This is a genomic window from Arthrobacter sp. SAFR-044, from assembly GCF_051965175.1.
GTDB lineage: Bacteria > Actinomycetota > Actinomycetes > Actinomycetales > Micrococcaceae > Arthrobacter.
Genome location: NZ_JBQCMK010000008.1, coordinates 108,726 through 124,611, shown reverse-complemented (window position 1 = coordinate 124,611; position 15,886 = coordinate 108,726). Strand labels below are relative to the sequence as shown.

At 65.9% G+C, this 15,886-nt stretch carries 17 protein-coding genes and 1 riboswitch; of the genes, 7 read left to right on the top strand and 10 right to left on the bottom strand.

Going from position 1 to position 15,886, the window contains the following annotated elements:
- Positions 1 to 21: 21 nt before the first annotated feature.
- From ACTHQS_RS13830 to ACTHQS_RS13810, 5 genes are all read right to left on the bottom strand, one after another.
- Positions 22 to 963 carry a hypothetical protein gene (locus ACTHQS_RS13830; RefSeq protein ID WP_440169892.1) on the bottom strand — a complete coding sequence of 314 codons (942 nt, stop codon included), beginning with the start codon at positions 961 to 963 and terminating at the stop codon, positions 22 to 24.
- A 117-nt stretch (positions 964 to 1,080) separates the two neighbouring features.
- Complete coding sequence (locus ACTHQS_RS13825; protein ID WP_440169890.1) at positions 1,081 to 1,374, bottom strand: DUF503 domain-containing protein; 294 nt, start codon at positions 1,372 to 1,374, stop codon at positions 1,081 to 1,083.
- Between the two features lie 77 nt (positions 1,375 to 1,451).
- Positions 1,452 to 1,769 carry a putative quinol monooxygenase gene (locus tag ACTHQS_RS13820; RefSeq protein ID WP_440169887.1) on the bottom strand — a complete coding sequence of 106 codons (318 nt, stop codon included), beginning with the start codon at positions 1,767 to 1,769 and terminating at the stop codon, positions 1,452 to 1,454.
- Positions 1,766 to 2,314, bottom strand: coding sequence for a DUF1990 family protein (locus ACTHQS_RS13815; protein ID WP_440169885.1), 549 nt, complete (start codon positions 2,312 to 2,314; stop codon positions 1,766 to 1,768). The genes ACTHQS_RS13820 and ACTHQS_RS13815 overlap by 4 nt, the downstream gene beginning before the upstream one ends.
- A complete protein-coding gene (locus tag ACTHQS_RS13810; RefSeq protein WP_440169883.1) occupies positions 2,307 to 2,720 on the bottom strand; it encodes an MmcQ/YjbR family DNA-binding protein in 414 nt (137 codons plus the stop codon). Before ACTHQS_RS13810 ends, ACTHQS_RS13815 begins: the two co-directional genes overlap by 8 nt.
- A 45-nt stretch (positions 2,721 to 2,765) precedes the next feature.
- Here ACTHQS_RS13810 and ACTHQS_RS13805 point away from each other — a divergent pair, with 45 nt between their 5' ends.
- Entirely contained in the window at positions 2,766 to 3,800 is a 1,035-nt protein-coding gene (locus tag ACTHQS_RS13805; RefSeq protein ID WP_440169880.1) for an isopenicillin N synthase family dioxygenase, read from the top strand.
- 7 nt (positions 3,801 to 3,807) lie between these two features.
- Here ACTHQS_RS13805 and ACTHQS_RS13800 read toward each other — a convergent pair whose 3' ends face one another.
- Positions 3,808 to 4,233 (bottom strand): CoA-binding protein, encoded by a 426-nt coding sequence (locus ACTHQS_RS13800; RefSeq protein WP_440169878.1) that lies wholly within the window; start codon positions 4,231 to 4,233, stop codon positions 3,808 to 3,810.
- A 248-nt stretch (positions 4,234 to 4,481) separates the two neighbouring features.
- Here ACTHQS_RS13800 and acs point away from each other — a divergent pair, with 248 nt between their 5' ends.
- Genes acs through ACTHQS_RS13780 form a run of 4 tightly spaced genes read left to right on the top strand, consistent with a single transcriptional unit; the run spans position 4,482 to position 9,539 of the window.
- Positions 4,482 to 6,506 (top strand): acetate--CoA ligase, encoded by a 2,025-nt coding sequence (gene acs, locus ACTHQS_RS13795; protein WP_440170135.1) that lies wholly within the window; start codon positions 4,482 to 4,484, stop codon positions 6,504 to 6,506.
- Positions 6,503 to 7,696, top strand: a complete 1,194-nt coding sequence (gene sfnG / locus ACTHQS_RS13790; RefSeq protein WP_440169875.1) for a dimethylsulfone monooxygenase SfnG — start codon at positions 6,503 to 6,505, stop codon at positions 7,694 to 7,696. The genes acs and sfnG overlap by 4 nt, the downstream gene beginning before the upstream one ends.
- A complete protein-coding gene (locus tag ACTHQS_RS13785; protein ID WP_440169873.1) occupies positions 7,696 to 9,048 on the top strand; it encodes an O-acetylhomoserine aminocarboxypropyltransferase/cysteine synthase family protein in 1,353 nt (450 codons plus the stop codon). Before sfnG ends, ACTHQS_RS13785 begins: the two co-directional genes overlap by 1 nt.
- The gene (locus ACTHQS_RS13780; protein WP_440169870.1) at positions 9,045 to 9,539 is read left to right on the top strand and encodes a CoA-binding protein; all 495 of its coding nucleotides are present in this window, start codon (positions 9,045 to 9,047) and stop codon (positions 9,537 to 9,539) included. Before ACTHQS_RS13785 ends, ACTHQS_RS13780 begins: the two co-directional genes overlap by 4 nt.
- 61 nt (positions 9,540 to 9,600) lie before the next feature.
- Here the strand turns inward: ACTHQS_RS13780 and ACTHQS_RS13775 are convergent, their stop codons facing one another.
- The 4 genes from ACTHQS_RS13775 to ACTHQS_RS13760 all read right to left on the bottom strand — a co-directional run bounded on the left by ACTHQS_RS13775 (position 9,601) and on the right by ACTHQS_RS13760 (position 13,233).
- The gene (locus ACTHQS_RS13775) at positions 9,601 to 10,557 is read right to left on the bottom strand and encodes a hypothetical protein (protein ID WP_440169867.1); all 957 of its coding nucleotides are present in this window, start codon (positions 10,555 to 10,557) and stop codon (positions 9,601 to 9,603) included.
- Complete coding sequence (locus ACTHQS_RS13770; protein ID WP_440169864.1) at positions 10,554 to 11,105, bottom strand: RNA polymerase sigma factor; 552 nt, start codon at positions 11,103 to 11,105, stop codon at positions 10,554 to 10,556. The genes ACTHQS_RS13775 and ACTHQS_RS13770 overlap by 4 nt, the downstream gene beginning before the upstream one ends.
- A gap of 275 nt (positions 11,106 to 11,380) precedes the next feature.
- Positions 11,381 to 11,752, bottom strand: a complete 372-nt coding sequence (locus tag ACTHQS_RS13765) for a YegP family protein (RefSeq protein ID WP_440169861.1) — start codon at positions 11,750 to 11,752, stop codon at positions 11,381 to 11,383.
- A gap of 191 nt (positions 11,753 to 11,943) precedes the next feature.
- Positions 11,944 to 13,233, bottom strand: coding sequence for an adenylosuccinate synthase (locus ACTHQS_RS13760; RefSeq protein ID WP_175319083.1), 1,290 nt, complete (start codon positions 13,231 to 13,233; stop codon positions 11,944 to 11,946).
- Between the two features lie 410 nt (positions 13,234 to 13,643).
- A riboswitch (SAM riboswitch) is annotated at positions 13,644 to 13,748 on the top strand.
- A 13-nt stretch (positions 13,749 to 13,761) separates the two neighbouring features.
- Here ACTHQS_RS13760 and ACTHQS_RS13755 point away from each other — a divergent pair.
- Together ACTHQS_RS13755 and ACTHQS_RS13750 are read left to right on the top strand one after the other, a co-directional pair.
- Complete coding sequence (locus ACTHQS_RS13755) at positions 13,762 to 14,970, top strand: cobalamin-independent methionine synthase II family protein (protein WP_440169858.1); 1,209 nt, start codon at positions 13,762 to 13,764, stop codon at positions 14,968 to 14,970.
- Between the two features lie 210 nt (positions 14,971 to 15,180).
- Positions 15,181 to 15,813 (top strand): uracil-DNA glycosylase, encoded by a 633-nt coding sequence (locus ACTHQS_RS13750; RefSeq protein WP_440169855.1) that lies wholly within the window; start codon positions 15,181 to 15,183, stop codon positions 15,811 to 15,813.
- Positions 15,814 to 15,886: the final 73 nt, after the last annotated feature.

The following is a 15,886-nucleotide window of genomic DNA, read 5'->3' as shown; positions in this document are numbered from 1 at the left end:
ACAAGTACGGAGCACTCGTTTTTAAGCACCCCTCCGCCAGCCGGCCTGCGCCAGGGCTACGAGGACTTTGGCGGCGGCGGGCTTGGCGTCGTTGAGCATATGGCGCTTTGAAATCCTGACCTCGGTCCACCCCAGGGCGGCGTAGCGCTCTGAGCGGTGGATGTCCCGGACAGTCTGCCCCTCTTCGCCATGATGTTCGCCCTCATATTCGATGCCAATCCGGTACTTCCGGTAAGAGAGGTCAGGCTCATGATGCCTGCTGCCGTCGTCTGCAACGATCGGAACGTTCAGCTCGGGTTCGGGCAGCCCCGCTCGGACGATAGCGAGCCGCAACATCGTTTCCTGCGGTGAATCCGACCCGACCCGGATAAGCTCCAGGGCCTCCTTCGCCTTCCGGAGCCCCCGCTTTCCCCGGTGCCTGTCAATCATCCGCTGCAGGTCCCTAATGGTGCACAGCGGCATATCCCGGCCTTCCAACTCGGGTCTGGGCACGCGCACGCAACTGTCCCCCATCGCCACGATTTCGTCGATTGACAGCAGCTCAGCCATGTCGAGCCAGGTCCGCTCCGGCGTCGTCACCGGAAGGCCTTCAATCGTGGTGACCTCGTCCTCGTACAGCTTCATCCGGTGGACGATGACGTGGGGCCTCTCCAGGTGGGCTGCGCCTTCCGGCCGGATGAGGTGGTATACGTCAAAGGTTTCGTTTTGCCGCCGCTGTGGCAGTGAATGCAGCTCCGCGGCGGTGACATGGGATGCGGCGCAGCGCTCATTGACCTCAATGAAAGGCCGGACCCGCGTGCCCAACGAAAGCTCCGCCGTCGGGCCTTCCATCCTGATACCCCTGCCACGCCGTGTCAGGGAACCGTGCCGCCAGCGGCGTGGGGAGACTCCGGCAGCCGAAGCGTTAACAAGCGTGAAGGGGCGTCCCCGGAGTTCCTCCGGCAGCGGCTGTGGGGTCTTCATCGATCCATGAGAGCAAAATCCTGGCATCCGCGCAGAAGTTATCCACACCCCTCATCGATTGCTCCGTAAATGTCGTTTTGGAGCGTGAAAACGACAAGTACGGAGCAATCGATGGGATCAGTCCTCGCTGTGCAGCTCGCGCTGGCGGACGCTGAGCAGTTCGATCTCCGGCCTCCCCGCCACGAAGCGTTCGACGGCGGCGAGCACCTCCACGAGGTGCGGCCGGTCCGCTGCCACCAGGCCAACGCCGAGCTGCGTGCGCCGGTACTGGCTGTGGTCCCCCACCTCCGCTACGGACACCTCGAAGCGGCGTTTGAGTTCAGCCAGGAGCGGCCGGACCACGGACCGTTTCTCCTTCAGGCTGTGCACGTCACCGAGGAGGATGTCGAACTCACTCCACCCGATCCACATGCTTCATGCTATCGATTGCTCCGTACCTGCCGTTTAGGAGGACCAAAACGACAGCTACGGAGCAATCGATGGCGGGGTTAGATGGTGAGTTCGCCCATGAGGTCCCAGCCCTCGCCCTCCAGCTGGCGGCTGACGATCCGTGGAGTCTCGGCAAGGGCCTGCGGCATATCCGCCATGGCCTTCTGGAAGTGGTCACTGTTCACGTGGTCGCCGGCGGCGTCGTCCTTGAAGGCTTCCACCAGGACGTATTCGTTGGGGTCATCCAGGCTGCGGGACCAGTCGAACCAGAGGTTGCCGGGTTCCTGCCTGGTGGCTTCGGTAAAGTCTGCCACCAGGGCAGGCCAGCGCTCGGACCACTCGGGCTTGACCTTGAACTTGACGACAATAAAGATCACTGGGACTTTCCTTCCGCGGCGAGACTGCGTGCCCCTTCAATGTACCGAGAAGTAACGTAACGCTGCGCCGCACGGGTCACCACGCCACCGGCGGCGTAGAACCAGTTGGCAGGCCTGCTGAAGGCCCGGATCCGCAGCCACACCTCTCCCTGGCTGTTGATCTCCACTTCAAAAGATTCCTCTCCGCGGGCCGGGTGTCCGGGCAGCGTCCCGTAGCCAAAACCCGCCGATTGCGGAACACCGTCCGGCGCCGGCTCATGGACCCACACCACCTGGCAGGGGGCCGGCATGCGGAAGGGCCCGACGCCGAATCCGCTCACCACGTGTGCGCCTGGGACCGCCCTTGGTGAATCGGCGCGGACGCGCAGCCCTGCCCGCCGCTGCAGCTCCCAGCCCAGGATGCCGTCCGCCACGCGCCGGTAGACGTCCAGTCCGGTGCCCAGCCGGGCTTCCTCAAGAACGCGGTCATAACCTTCCGGCGCGCTGCCCTGTTCCGTGCCTCCCACTCCCGGATAGTCCAACCCGGCCGTTGCCCTGTCAGTCATTGCTACCTTCCTTCCCGAGCCGTGCCCACCCGAGTTGTTCCTGCTGCTTGCGGCTCAAGCCTGACACCACCAGGTCGTAGGAGTCCTCCACCATGTCCCGGATCATCCCGTCCGGCAGCGAACCGTCGAGGCGGACACCGTTCCAGTGGGCCTTGTTCATGTGCCACGCGCCGGTAATCGCCGGGTGCACTGCCCGCAACTGCACCGCGAGCGCCGGTTCACACTTCAGGTTCACGTAAAAGTCGTGCTCGTCCATCGATGACAAGGCAAACAGCTTTGCCTCATGGCGGGTGCCGCCGGCAACCGCGGCGCGGACCTTGAAGACCGAGGTTTCCGGTCCAAACGGAAAATCCTCGTAGGCTCCCGGAAACGACAGGCAGATCGTCCGCAGCGCGTTGGGGTCCATGAAGGAAGCCTATAAAGCGGACCTGCACGGTGCTAGTCTGCGAGGATGTCACGTGACCAGGGAGCCATACCTGTTCTGGATCTGAGTTCGGCACGGCAGCCTTATGGGCCCTTCAGCCCGGAGTTCATCGAGCAGCTGCGGCACGCCACCCACGATGTGGGTTTCTTCCAAATCACCGGCTACGGCGGCCGTCCGGGCCAAGCCGAAGAGCTCCTGGACCTGGTGCGGCGCTTCTTCAGCCTGCCGCTTGAGGAGCGGATGAAGCTGGACAACCGGCTGTCGCCGCACTTCCGTGGATACACCCGCATGGGAACGGAAGTGACCCAGGGCCGGGCGGATGCGAGGGAGCAGATCGACTATTCCCCGGAGCGCGGACCGGTGGCGGACTACCCGGAGGACCAGCCGTTCTGGCTGCTGCAGGGGCCCAACCTCTGGCCGGACGAAGCGTTCCCCGAACTCAGGCCTGCCGCCATGGAGTGGGCGGACCTCATGTCAGAGGTAGGGATGGAGCTGCTGCGGGCCATCGCGGTTTCGCTGCAGCTGCCGGAGGACTACTTCGACGAACCCTTCCGGGACACCCCGGCGTGGATGGGCAAGCTGGTGCACTACGTGGGCGGTGTGGTGGAAGCCGCCGGCGACCAGGGCGTCGGATCCCACGCCGATTACGGGTTCGTGACGCTCCTGCTGCAGGACGATGTGGGCGGCCTTGAAGTGCTGCCGCCCGGTACCAGCGAATGGCTGCAGGTGGAGCCCCTACCGGGCGCCCTGGTGGTGAACCTGGGCGAGATGCTGGAAGTGGCCACCGAGGGTTATCTGGCGGCCACCATCCACCGTGTCCAGGCCCCGCCGCCGGGGGTTGACCGCTACTCGGTGCCGTTCTTCTGGTCGCCGCGGCTGGACGCTGTCATCGAGCCGGTCCCCCTGGCGCCTGAGCTGAAAGCGGCTGCCCGCGGCATCACGGACGATCCCGCCAACCCGCTGCTGGCATCGTTCGGCCTGAACATGCTTAAGGGGCGCATGCGTGCGCACCCGGATGTCACCGAACGGCATTATCCTGAATTGCTGAAGCGCCGGGGTTAGGGGAGCGCTAAAGCCCGTACTTCCAGGCGATCTGGGCAGGGCAGACGTTCATCACCACATCGAGGCCGGCCGCCTTGGCGCGCTCCGCCGCCGCCTCATCAATGACGCCCAGCTGCAGCCACACGGCCTTGGCACCGACGGCAATGGCCTGGTCAACCACGCTGCCCACCTTCTGCGAATTCACAAAGCAATCCACGACGTCGATGGGCTGCTTTTCCGCCGGAATGTCGGCCAGGGTGCGGTACCCCGGTTCGCCGTGGACAGCATCGCCGGGCAGGTTGACGGGGATGATGTCCATGCCCAGCCGGTCGCGGATCAACAGCGAAACATCGTAGGCTGAGCGCCACTCATTGGTGGTCAGGCCCACGATGGCCCACCGGCCCTTGGTTCGCATAAGCCGTTCAATGACTGCAGGATCGTTCGTGTGGCCCATGGGATCAGCCTACGCTCCATACCTGAAGTCACAGCGGATCGAATAAAAGAATGATCCGGGGCGCCGATGGACGCTGTGAATGAATATTACGCGGCGGACGCGATAGTTTGCTCTCGCCGATTCATTGCTGTGTAGTGGTCTTTGACCATCCCGAGCGGCCGAGAGACCTGGATCAATGACGCCGCAGCAACCCTGGTCGCCGGACGCGCCCCAACGCCCCGGCGATAGCAAGGACCGCAGCAACGGATATCCGGAACTGGCTTTTCCGGAACGCTGCCTCCGTCGGGTGCTACCGCCAGGACCGATGGAGTGAAACGATGGGCTTGAGCGCCTCTGAAACGATGGACCTGAACGCGGGGGTGCACCCGGACAACGTTGCCTTCTGGGAGCAGCAGGCGTTGCGCCTGGACTGGGACACCCCGTGGCACACTGCGCACCGCTGGAATCCGGCGGACCCTGAAGCCGGCCGCGGACCGGGCATCACCTGGTTTGAGGGCGGACGGCTCAATGTGGCCGCCAACTGCGTGGACCGCCACGTCGCGGCCGGCCGCGGCGCCAAGGTGGCCCTCCTCTTCGAAGGCGAGCCGGGCGACAGCAGGTCCATCACGTACGCCGAACTCCAGCGCGAGGTGTCCAAGGCAGCCAATGCGCTCCTGGCCCTGGGCATCACCAAGGGCGACCGGGTGGTCATCTATCTCCCCGTCATTCCCGAGACAATCATCATCACGCTGGCCGTGGCTCGGATCGGCGCCATCCATTCCCTGGTGTTCGGCGGGTTTTCCGCGGAAGCGCTGAAGTTCCGGGTGGAGGACACCGGCGCCAAGCTCCTGGTCACCACCGACGGGCAGTTCCGCCGCGGCGTCGCCGTCCCGGTGAAGGACAATGCTGACGCCGCCGTGTCCGGCGAGAACGCAATCGAGCACGTCGTGGTGGTCAACCGCACCACCCCGGCCGCCGAGCTGGCTACCGTCCCCATGACTGCAGGCCGCGACGTGTGGTGGCATGACGTCGTCGGAAACGCCCCTGACGTCCACGAGCCGGAGTCGTTCGACGCCGAGACGCCGCTGTTCATCATGTACACCTCCGGCACCACCGGCAAGCCCAAGGGCCTGGTGCACACCTCCGGCGGCTACCTGACGCAGGCCTCGTGGAGCTTCGAGCACCTGTTCAGCAACCCGGACCCGGCCTTGCGTGACCAGGACGTGCACTGGTGCACCGCGGACCTTGCCTGGGTCACGGCCCACACCTACGAGATCTACGGCCCGCTCTCCAACGGCGTGACGCAAGTGATCTTCGAGGGCACTCCCAACACGCCGCATCCCGGGCGGCACTTCGAGATCATCGAACGCTACGGCGTCACCCAGTACTACACCGCGCCCACGCTGGTCAGGTCCCTCATGGGCTGGTTCCCCGACGGCGTCCCGGACACCTACGACCTCTCCTCCATCCGTCTGCTGGGCACCGTGGGAGAAGCGGTCAACCCGGAGGCATGGCGCTGGCTGCGGGATAACGTCGGCGCCGGCACCGCACCCGTGGTGGACACGTGGTGGCAGTCCGAAACCGGCGCCACCATCCTCTCCCCCGCGCCGACGGACACAACCTTCAAGCCCGGCTGCGCAGCCCGCCCGCTTCCCGGGGTCAGCACAAGGATCGTGGACGACGCCGGCACAACAGTTGCCCCGGGCGTCCAGGGAAACATCGTGGTTGACTCCCCCGGGCCCGCCATCGCGCGCACCGTCTGGGGCAATCCGCGGCGCTACTTCGACTCCTACTGGAGCAAGTACGCGGACCAGGGCTGGTTCCTGGCCGGCGACGGCGCCAAATACGACGCCGACGGCGACATCTGGATCCTGGGCCGGGTGGACGACACCCTCAACGTCTCCGGCCACCTGCTCTCCACCATCGAAATCGAATCCGCCCTGGTGTCGCACCCGGACGTCGTGGAGGCCGGCGTCTGCCCGGTGGCGGACCCCAAAACAGGGCACGCCGTGGTTGCCTTCGTCGTCGTGAAGGCCGGGGTTTCGACAAGCTCAACAACCGAGGCTCTCCGGAACCACGTGGCCAAGGAGATCGGCCCGATCGCCAAGCCGCGCGACGTCGTCGTGGTCCCCGATGTTCCCAAAACCCGCAGCGGCAAGATCATGCGCCGGCTGCTCACCCAGCTGTTCGAAGGAACAACCCTGGGTGACACCACCTCCCTCCAGAACGAACCGGCTATCGCCGGCATCCAGCAAGTCCTGCACCAGCGGGCCCTAGCAAAGGAAAATTCATGACCGAGATCAGCAACGTCGCCCGACTCTCAGAACCGCTCAAATTCGCCTACTGGGTTCCCAACGTCTCCGGCGGCCTGGTGGTATCCACCATCGAACAGCGCACCGGCTGGGACTTCGACTACAACAAGAAGCTGGCCCGCATCGCCGAGGAATCCGGCTTTGAGTACGCCCTGACCCAGACCCGCTACGCGGCCTCCTACGGGGCGGACAAGCAGCACGAGGCCACCTCGTTCAGCCTGGCCCTGCTGGCCGCCACCGAGCGGCTCAAGGTGATCGCCGCCGTCCATCCCGGCATGTGGCACCCCGGCGTCCTGGCGAAGTACATCATCACGGCCGACCACATCTCCAACGGCCGTGCCGCGGTGAACATCGTCTCCGGCTGGCTGAAAAGCGAGTTCACCAACTTCGGCCTGGAGTGGCTGGAGCACGACGAGCGCTACGTCCGCACGGAGGAATTCATCAACGTCCTGCGCGGCCTGTGGACCGAGCAGGAATACAACCAGTCCGGCAAGTACTACAACATCACCGACTTCACCCTGAACCCCTCCCCGGTGGACGTGCCGGGCCGCGCCCACCCCGAGATCTTCTTCGGCGGCAACTCGACGGCGGCCCAGGCCACCGCGGGCCGCGTGGCGGACTGGTACTTCTCCAACGGCAAGGACCTGGAGGGCTTCAAAGACAACATCGCCGGCGTGGTCGCCTCGGCCGGTGAGGCCCGCCGCGGCACTGCGGGACAGCTGGCCGCACCCCGGTTCGGCCTGAACGGTTTCGTCATCGCCCGCGACTCCGAGAAAGAAGCCAGAGACACCCTCCGCGAGATAGTGGAAAAGGCGCACAAGCCCGCCGTGCAGGGCTTCCGGGACGCGGTGCAGGAAGCCGGCGCGTCCACCAAGGACGGCAAGGGCATGTGGGCCGACTCCACCTTCGAGGACCTGATCCAGTACAACGACGGCTTCAAGACCCAGCTGATCGGCACCCCGGAGCAGATTGCCGAACGGATCGTCGAGTACAAGAAGATCGGCGTGAACCTGTTCCTCACCTGCTACCTGCACTTCCAGGAGGAAGTGGCCGCGTTCGGCCGGGACATCCTGCCGATCGTCCGCGAACTGGAAGCCGACCTGGCACGGAAGAACGGCACCGAGCTGGACCTCTCAACCACTCCCGTAGCCGCCCAGGCGGTGGCCGTCTGATGGCTGAACGCACCTTCGGTTTCCGCACCCGCGCCCTGCACGCCGGCGGCACCCCCGACGCCGAGCACGGGGCCCGCGCCGTCCCGATTTACCAGACCACGTCTTTTGTCTTCAAGGACACCAATGACGCCGCCAACCTGTTCGCCCTGCAGAAGTACGGCAACATCTACTCCCGCATCGGCAACCCCACGGTCGCGGCCTTCGAGGAGCGCATCGCGTCCCTGGAAGGCGGCATCGGAGCGGTTGCGACGTCGTCGGGCATGGCCGCGGAGTTCATCACCTTCGCCGCGCTGACCCAGGCGGGCGACCACATCGTGGCCGCTTCGCAGCTGTACGGCGGCACCGTGACCCAGCTGGACGTGACCCTGCGCCGCTTCGGCGTGGACACCACCTTCGTTCCCGGCACCGACCCCGCCGACTATGCCGCGGCGGTCCGGGACAACACCAAGGCGATCTTCGTGGAGGTGGTGGGGAACCCGTCGTCGGAGGTCCAGGACCTTGCGGGGCTGGCGAAGGTGGCGCACGACGCCGGGATCCCCTTGGTAGTCGATGCCACCTTGAGCACGCCGTACCTCGTGCGGCCCATCGAACACGGCGCCGACATCGTGATCCACTCCGCCACCAAGTTCCTGGGCGGCCACGGCACCACCCTGGGCGGCGTCGTGGTGGAAAGCGGCCGCTTCAACTGGGGCAACGGCAATTTCCCCACCATGACCGAGCCAGTGGCTTCCTACGGAAACGTCTCCTGGTGGGGCAACTTCGGCGAATACGGGTTCCTCACCAAGCTGCGCAGCGAGCAGCTGCGTGACATTGGCCCGGCCCTGTCGCCGCAGTCGGCGTTCCAGCTGCTCCAGGGCGTCGAAACCCTGCCGCAGCGGCTGGATGAGCACCTGAAGAACGCGCGGGCCGTAGCCGAGTGGCTGGAAAACGATGACCGGGTGGCCTACGTCAACTACTCCGGCCTTCCCTCGCACCCGCACTTCGAGCGGGCCCGGAAGTACCTGCCGCTGGGCCCCGGATCGGTCTTCTCCTTCGGGGTCAAGGGCGGGCGTGCTGCAGGGCAGAAATTCATCGAATCGCTGCAGCTCGCCTCACACCTTGCCAACGTGGGCGACTCGCGGACCCTGGTGATCCACCCGGGCTCCACCACGCATCAGCAGCTGAGCCCGGCGCAGCTGGAATCCGCGGGCGTGCCGGAGGACCTGGTCCGCATCTCGGTGGGCCTTGAGGATATTGAGGACATTCTGTGGGACCTGGACCAGGCGCTCACCGAAGCGTCCAGCGTGGCGGCCCCGGACGCCGTCGTCATTGAAGAACCGGCAGACGCCTGCACGATCGGAGCAAACGCATGAGCACCGCCGAACGTACCTGGTCCGGCCCGTCAGCGCCTGAACGGCTCTCCCTGCTTCGCCAGGCGAAGTCCATTGCCATTGTTGGCGCCTCGGATAAGCCGTCCCGGGCCAGCTACTTTGTGGCCACCTATCTGCTGTCCTCCACCCGCTATAAGGTGTACTTCGTCAACCCGGTAGTCAAGGAGATCCTGGGCCAGCCCACCTATGCCTCCCTGGCGGACCTGCCGGAAAGCCCGGACATTGTGGACGTGTTCCGCAAGCACGACGACCTTCCAGGCGTCCTTGACGAGGCAGTGGCCGCCGGCGCCAAAACGCTCTGGCTGCAGCTGGGGTCCTGGCACGAAGGCGTCGCAGCAGGCGCGGAAGAGGCCGGGCTCAACGTGGTTATGGACCGCTGCGTGAAGATCGAGCATGCGCGCTTCCACGGCGGACTCCACCTGGCCGGCTTCGACACCGGCGTGATTTCGTCCAAGCGCCAGGTCATGGCCTGACGGGAAACGGGATAAGACAACAGCGGGTCCGTCCAACGGGCCCGCTGTTGCTGTCTGGCGGTTATTTTGCCGGAGACGTGGGCTTTGGGCCTGCTCCCTGTCCTGCCCCCTGGGAGCCGGATTGCGCCTGCGCGGGCGTTGCATTGACCGCGGAGCCGGCTGCCTTCTGCACCTCGCCCGCTGCATCCGCGGCGTCCGGCGCGGCGGTTGCCGCTTGGAGTCCATCCTTCGCCGACCCTGCGGCCCCTGGCCGCGCCGGCGTCCCTTCCGCCACAGCCCCGGGGACTTCCTTGCCGCTGCCCGCTCCGTTGCCCTGCGCAACAGCCCCGGGAGCCGCCGGCGTGCACGTTCCCGTGCCGGCGGCGGCCTCGGGTTTGACCGGACCGGCGCAGGGCGGGGTACCGGTACGCGCATACTCCCCGCGGCGCGAGCCGGCAGGATCCTGAAGGAGGCGGGAGGCAAGGTTTGCGGCATCCACGGTCCCGGCGGGCGCAGCAGGCGAACCAGCAGCGGCGAGTTCCCCATCCGCTGCCACCTGCGGCGCACGGTAACCAGAGCCTGCCGTCGGTGCCCCGCCGGCCGTACTGCTCCAAGGCGCCCAATCCTCCAGCAGGTACTCCACGGCGCTGCTTCCGGCAGGTGTGGAGCTGGCGGCTACGCCGCCCACCCCCAGCCCCATCCCGGCCACCAGCACCAGGCCCAGCGCGGTGGGGCGGTGCCGCCGGCGGCGGCGCGCCAGCTCGTCCTCAGGCTGCGCATCGGGCTTTCCACCGGGCTGTTCGGCTGCCTCTTCAGCTGCTTCCTCGCCCGGCTCCCCGGCTGGAGCCGGGCATTCCAACGGTGAAGGTCCCCCGGCTGCGAGCAGCGCGGCAAGTTCCCCTGCGGGCGCAGGCGCGGGCAGTGATGCCAGGGCGCCCAGTGAGAGCAGGGCGCCGCGAAGGTCCGCATCCTGTTCAAAGCCGGCATCCAGCAGCATGTCGTCAATGATGGTGGCGAGGTTGTCCGGGACGGATGTCATGGCGCGAGGTACTCCTTCACTGCGGCAAGTTCCCGGAGTTTGAGCAATGCGCGGCGCTGAAGCTGCTTCACCGAACCGGCGCTCTTTTCCATGGCCTCCGCCGTTTGTTCCACCGTGAGGCCTCCTATCAGGCGCAGCGACAGCACGTCGCGCTGGTCCTGGGGCAAGCCGTCCAGCAGCGCAAGGACCTCTTGGGGCGAGATGCGCTGCAGGGCTTCCTTCTCCGCCGAAGTGTCCTGGCGCTGGTCGAGCTCGGGTTCGAAGGACAGCTTGACGGGAGTCCGGCTTTGGCGGCGATGGTCGTCCACCATGCGGGCGTGGGCCACGGAGAAGATAAAGGTCCTTAGCCCGGATTCTCCTCCGCGCACTGTATCGAGCCGGGGCAACACGGAAACGAACACTTCCTGCATGGCGGCCTCCGGATCCTCGACTCCCCGGGCCGTGAGATAGCCCAGTACCTGTGATGCGTATGTCTTGTAGACGAGGCTGAAGGCAGCAGTCCCGGACAATGGCTGGTCCGGAGCCTCGTCTGTCTGTGCATCGGTCACTGACGTGGTGCTTTCCGTCAAGAAGGGTGGTGGCAAGGCGAGCGCCCAGTACATCCTGAACGCTGCCCTTACTTTACCCTCCAGTAACCGCGCAGCCCGAAGCGCCACGGACCCGGGCCAGTGACGGGCGCAGCATGGGCAGCCACCCTTGCGGAAAGATGAAAGAGCCGGCCTGGAACGTGATGGGGGACAGGTTCCAGGCCGGCGCTACATAGGGGTAATCGCTCCAGGCCTCCGGAGGGTTACGCGTTTTCGAGAAAACTTTTGAAAGTCTTTCAGCGGACTGCTGCCCTGCTCCACCGCGGTGCCGTTGCATGCCGGCGCAGCGCATCTGCCAGTGCAAAGGCGTGCGGGCTGGAGGGCGTGCGTTCCTCGCCGCACACAGGTACGACGGCGGCGGGCTGCTCCACCGGAGCAGCGGCAGCAACCGAAACGGGTACAGCCGCGGGACGGGCAACGGCTCCGGCGGGACACAGGTCGGTGACCAAGCCCGTCCCGGCACATTCACGCACGGCAGCGATCCCTGCCGCCACAGCGGCCTTGTCCTCAAAAGGGCCGGAGACGGCGATCACGGCCCCATCCGGCGCCAGGAGGCGGAACCGGAAAAACGACTCAGCGTCAACGAATGCTTCAAATTTTCCGGCCATGACGATCCTTCCTTGGGCACCAGGTGGTACAGACGAGTCTGGCCGCGGCACCGGAAGCCTCACAAGGCCGGTCGCGTTAAGCCTGTGTAAATTTGCGCTGCCGCGCCCAAAGAAAAGCGGCAGGCCACCCGCAAAGGTGGCCTGCCGCCGTCGTAATCCCCGCCCGCTCCCTAGCCGGCGGGGCCCACACATCAGTCGTTGATGAGGTCGTTCACCACGATGGTCTGGTCCCGGTCCGGGCCAACGCCGATGGCGGAGAAGCGGGTTCCGGAGAGCTTCTCCAGCGCCAGCACGTAGTTGCGGGCGTTCTCGGGAAGGTCCGCCAGCGTGCGGGCGCCCGTGATGTCCTCGGTCCAGCCGTCGAAGTACTCGAAGATCGGTTTGGCGTGGTGGAACTCGGTCTGCGTCATGGGCATCTCGTCATGCCGGACACCGTCCACGTCGTAGGCCACACATACCGGGATCTGCTCGATGCCGGTGAGGACGTCCAGCTTGGTGACGAAGTAGTCAGTGAAGCCGTTGACGCGGGAAGCGTGGCGGGCCAGGACGGCGTCGTACCAGCCGCAGCGGCGCGGCCGGCCGGTGTTGACGCCAAACTCGCCGCCGGTCTTCTGCAGGTACATGCCCATCTCGTCGAACAGTTCCGTGGGGAACGGGCCGGCACCAACGCGGGTGGTGTAGGCCTTGATGATGCCGATGGAGCGCGAGATCCGGGTGGGGCCGATGCCGGAACCAACCGACGCGCCGCCGGCGGTGGGGTTGGAGGAGGTCACGAACGGGTAGGTGCCGTGGTCCACGTCCAGGAACGTTGCCTGGCCGCCCTCCATCAGCACTACCTTGCCCTCGTCCAGGGCGGAGTTCAGGACCAGTGTGCTGTCGATGACCAGCGGGCGGAGCCGCTCGGCGAAGGACAGGAAGTACTCCACGATCTCGTCCACCACGACGCTGCGGCGGTTGTAGACCTTGACCAGGAGTTCGTTCTTCTGGCGGAGCGAGCCTTCCACCTTCTGGCGAAGGATGGACTCGTCGAAGACATCCTGCACGCGGATGCCCAGCCGGGCCACCTTGTCCATGTAGGCGGGGCCGATGCCGCGGCCGGTGGTGCCAATGGCCCGGCTGCCCAGGAAGCGTTCGGTGACCTTGTCCAGTACCTGGTGGTACGGGGCCACCAGGTGGGCATTGGCGGAGACCCGGAGTTTCGAGGTGTCGGCGCCGCGCGCCTGCAGCCCGTCGATTTCCTGGAAGAGGGCCTCAAGGTTCACCACGCAGCCGTTGCCGATAATGGGAACGGCGTTGGGGCTGAGAATGCCTGCCGGCAGCAGCTTGAGTTCGTACTTTTCACCGCCTACGACGACGGTGTGCCCGGCGTTGTTGCCGCCGTTGGGCTTGACGACGTAGTCAACACGGCCGCCCAGCAGGTCGGTGGCCTTGCCTTTTCCTTCGTCGCCCCACTGGGCTCCTACGATCACAATTGCTGGCATGGGATCCTCCCCCATTCGTTCGGGGCCGCCCGGTTCCGGCCACCAGGTGGCAGGCCTATGCAGCGCCGTTCATGAGAATGCCCCGAACATACCGGCCTTCGCACAGCCGCAGCACGGCGCAACGAAGCAAGAGTTCCGGGGCTCTTACCACCCAAGTTTAGCCGATAGGGCACTTTGTCCATTGTTTTTGCCCGCCGCGGCCCTTTCTGTGCAAGGACCGTGGCGTGCACCCTGGTGCTATGGTCCTCAGCCTCCCCGGCAGCCCGGGACGTCAGTTCGGCGAGCGTGTCCCATGCAGCGGCATGCTGACAGCTTTCGATTCCCGGGAGCAAGCGTGGCCACGACAGGCCGCCGCGACATAAAGCGGAGCCGACTTGCCCAAAGGGAGGCATCTGGATTTATGTGAGAGTGAACCATCCGGAGCGGCCGAGAGACCTGGCTCGATGACGCCGCAGCAACCACGGTCCAGCAGCATTCCTGCCGGCCGAAGGTGCTACTGCCAGGACCGATGGAAAGGAAGATTCCAGCATGTCCCTGAACACCGACCACATCCGCGTCACCCACGCGGGATCCTTGCCCCGCACCCCGGAACTGATCGCGGCCAACGCCGCCAAGGAAACCGACGGCGTCACCCCCGAGTTCCTGGAACTCCTGGAGTCCTCCGTGGTGGACGTGGTCCAGCGCCAGAAGGACCTCGGCATCGACATTCCCAACGACGGCGAATACGGGCACACGATGTCCAGCTCGGTGGACTACGGCGCCTGGTGGAACTACTCCTTCGCACGGCTCGGCGGCCTGGAACCGACCAACGTGGACCGCTGGGCCGATGCGCAGGTGCACCGTTCGTCCCCCGGCAACATCGTCCTGACCTCCTTCCCGGACCGGCGGGACAGGCAGGCCTTCAACGAGGCCTACAACGATCCCTCTTCGGGAATCCTGTCGCACCGCAAGAGCGTCACCCAGCCCAAGATCACCGGCCCCCTGACCTACACGGGCCAGGACCTGGTGGCCTCGGACATCAGGAACCTGAAGAAGGGCCTCGCCGCCGCAGGCCTCTCGGACGGCTTCGTCGCATCCCTCTCCCCCGGCTCATGCGCCCGCGTGGCCAACGAGTACTACACGTCGGATGAGGAACTCGTCTACGCCTGCGCCGACGCCATGCGGGAGGAATACAAGGCCATCATCGATGCCGGCCTCACCGTGCAGCTCGACGATCCTTCCCTGGCCGAAAGCTGGGACCAGATCAACCCCGAACCATCCCTGGAGGACTACGTGAAGTTCATCCAGCTGCGCGTCGAGGCCACCAACTGGGCCCTGCGGGACCTCCCGCAGGAACAGATCCGGCTGCACGTCTGCTGGGGTTCCTGGCACGGCCCGCACACCACGGACATCCCCTTCGCAGACATCATCGGATCGGTGCTGCAGGTTAACGCCGGCGCGTACTCCTTCGAAGCGGCCAACGTCCGCCACGAACACGAATGGCGGGTATGGGAGGACACCAAGCTCCCCGAGGGCAAGGTGATCATCCCGGGCGTCGTGTCGCACGCCACCAACGTGGTGGAACACCCCGACCTGGTGGCAGACCGCATTGTCCGCTTTGCCGATGTCGTGGGCCGCGGGAACGTCATTGCCTCCACCGACTGCGGCCTGGGCGGCCGGGTCCACCCGCAGATCGCCTTCGCCAAGCTGGAGGCCCTCGGCGAGGGTGCGCGCCGGGCCACCAGCCGCCTCTGGTAGCTGCGGGAGGCGGACCGGGAAACCGCCGGTTCCGTGCGCTGACTGAATCAGGTGCACGGGACCGGCGTTTCGTTTCCCGGGGCTTGCTAAACTGGGTAAGGCCGACCAGGAATCGGTCCACCCCAATCAACCGCCGCTGATGGTCGCGCCCCCGCGTGCCCATTTCTGTGGCGGCAGCAACGCCAATCCCCGCAGGAGAACCAGCACTTCATGACAGCCCTGGCACCCGAAACATTCCACGAACAGCTCATGAGCCGCCGCTACGAACCCAGCGTTGCCGCCGTTAACGAGCTGTGTGATTCCCTGCAGGAGGCCAAGCCCGGCACCGTGGTCCCCTACGTGGACCCCATGCATGACGTCGAGGAATGCCGCATCATCAGCCTGTTCTCCAATATCGCTGAGGTGGACCCGTCGGGGTTCATCACTGCCGGGGACCAGGATGCCGCCACCCGCATGCTTGGCCTTCAGTGGAAGCTGGGCCTGCGCCCCGAGTTCGTGATGCCGTGGAACGTCCACCCCTGGCACGTCCCCGGCGAAGCCAACGGCAAGTTCACTCCTGACCAGATCCAGGCGGGCCTGAAGCCGCTGCTGAAGTTCCTGGCACTGGTGCCCCGCGCCTCGGTCATCGTGGCACACGGCACCGAGGCCAACCGCCTGGCCAACCTGCTGCTGAAGACCGAGGTGCCCCTGCTGTGGCGCCGTGGCCTGAAGACCTACAAGGTCCGGTCACTGAGTGGCCGCGCGTTCGCCGGTTCCCCGGCGCGCCAGGAGGAGTACCTCGAGGACATGCGCGCGGCCTACGCCGACGCCATGGCCCGCACGGGCATCGCCCGCAAGGCCTAGCCAGCAGTTTCAAACACACGACGGCGGGTGGTCACCTTTCACAAGAAAAGGTGACCACCCGCCGTCGTTGTTT

Coding starts and splice junctions, on each gene's coding strand:
- ACTHQS_RS13815 (WP_440169885.1), bottom strand. CDS start 2,314: ATGACTGACAGGGCAACGGCCGGGTTGGACTATCCGGGAGTGGGAGGC.
- ACTHQS_RS13765 (WP_440169861.1), bottom strand. CDS start 11,752: ATGGCCGGAAAATTTGAAGCATTCGTTGACGCTGAGTCGTTTTTCCGG.
- ACTHQS_RS13775 (WP_440169867.1), bottom strand. CDS start 10,557: ATGACATCCGTCCCGGACAACCTCGCCACCATCATTGACGACATGCTG.
- ACTHQS_RS13810 (WP_440169883.1), bottom strand. CDS start 2,720: ATGGACCCCAACGCGCTGCGGACGATCTGCCTGTCGTTTCCGGGAGCC.
- ACTHQS_RS13780 (WP_440169870.1), top strand. CDS start 9,045: ATGAGCACCGCCGAACGTACCTGGTCCGGCCCGTCAGCGCCTGAACGG.
- ACTHQS_RS13760 (WP_175319083.1), bottom strand. CDS start 13,233: ATGCCAGCAATTGTGATCGTAGGAGCCCAGTGGGGCGACGAAGGAAAA.
- ACTHQS_RS13750 (WP_440169855.1), top strand. CDS start 15,181: ATGACAGCCCTGGCACCCGAAACATTCCACGAACAGCTCATGAGCCGC.
- sfnG (WP_440169875.1), top strand. CDS start 6,503: ATGACCGAGATCAGCAACGTCGCCCGACTCTCAGAACCGCTCAAATTC.
- ACTHQS_RS13800 (WP_440169878.1), bottom strand. CDS start 4,233: ATGGGCCACACGAACGATCCTGCAGTCATTGAACGGCTTATGCGAACC.
- ACTHQS_RS13805 (WP_440169880.1), top strand. CDS start 2,766: ATGTCACGTGACCAGGGAGCCATACCTGTTCTGGATCTGAGTTCGGCA.
- ACTHQS_RS13825 (WP_440169890.1), bottom strand. CDS start 1,374: ATGTGGATCGGGTGGAGTGAGTTCGACATCCTCCTCGGTGACGTGCAC.
- ACTHQS_RS13785 (WP_440169873.1), top strand. CDS start 7,696: ATGGCTGAACGCACCTTCGGTTTCCGCACCCGCGCCCTGCACGCCGGC.
- ACTHQS_RS13830 (WP_440169892.1), bottom strand. CDS start 963: ATGAAGACCCCACAGCCGCTGCCGGAGGAACTCCGGGGACGCCCCTTC.
- ACTHQS_RS13755 (WP_440169858.1), top strand. CDS start 13,762: ATGTCCCTGAACACCGACCACATCCGCGTCACCCACGCGGGATCCTTG.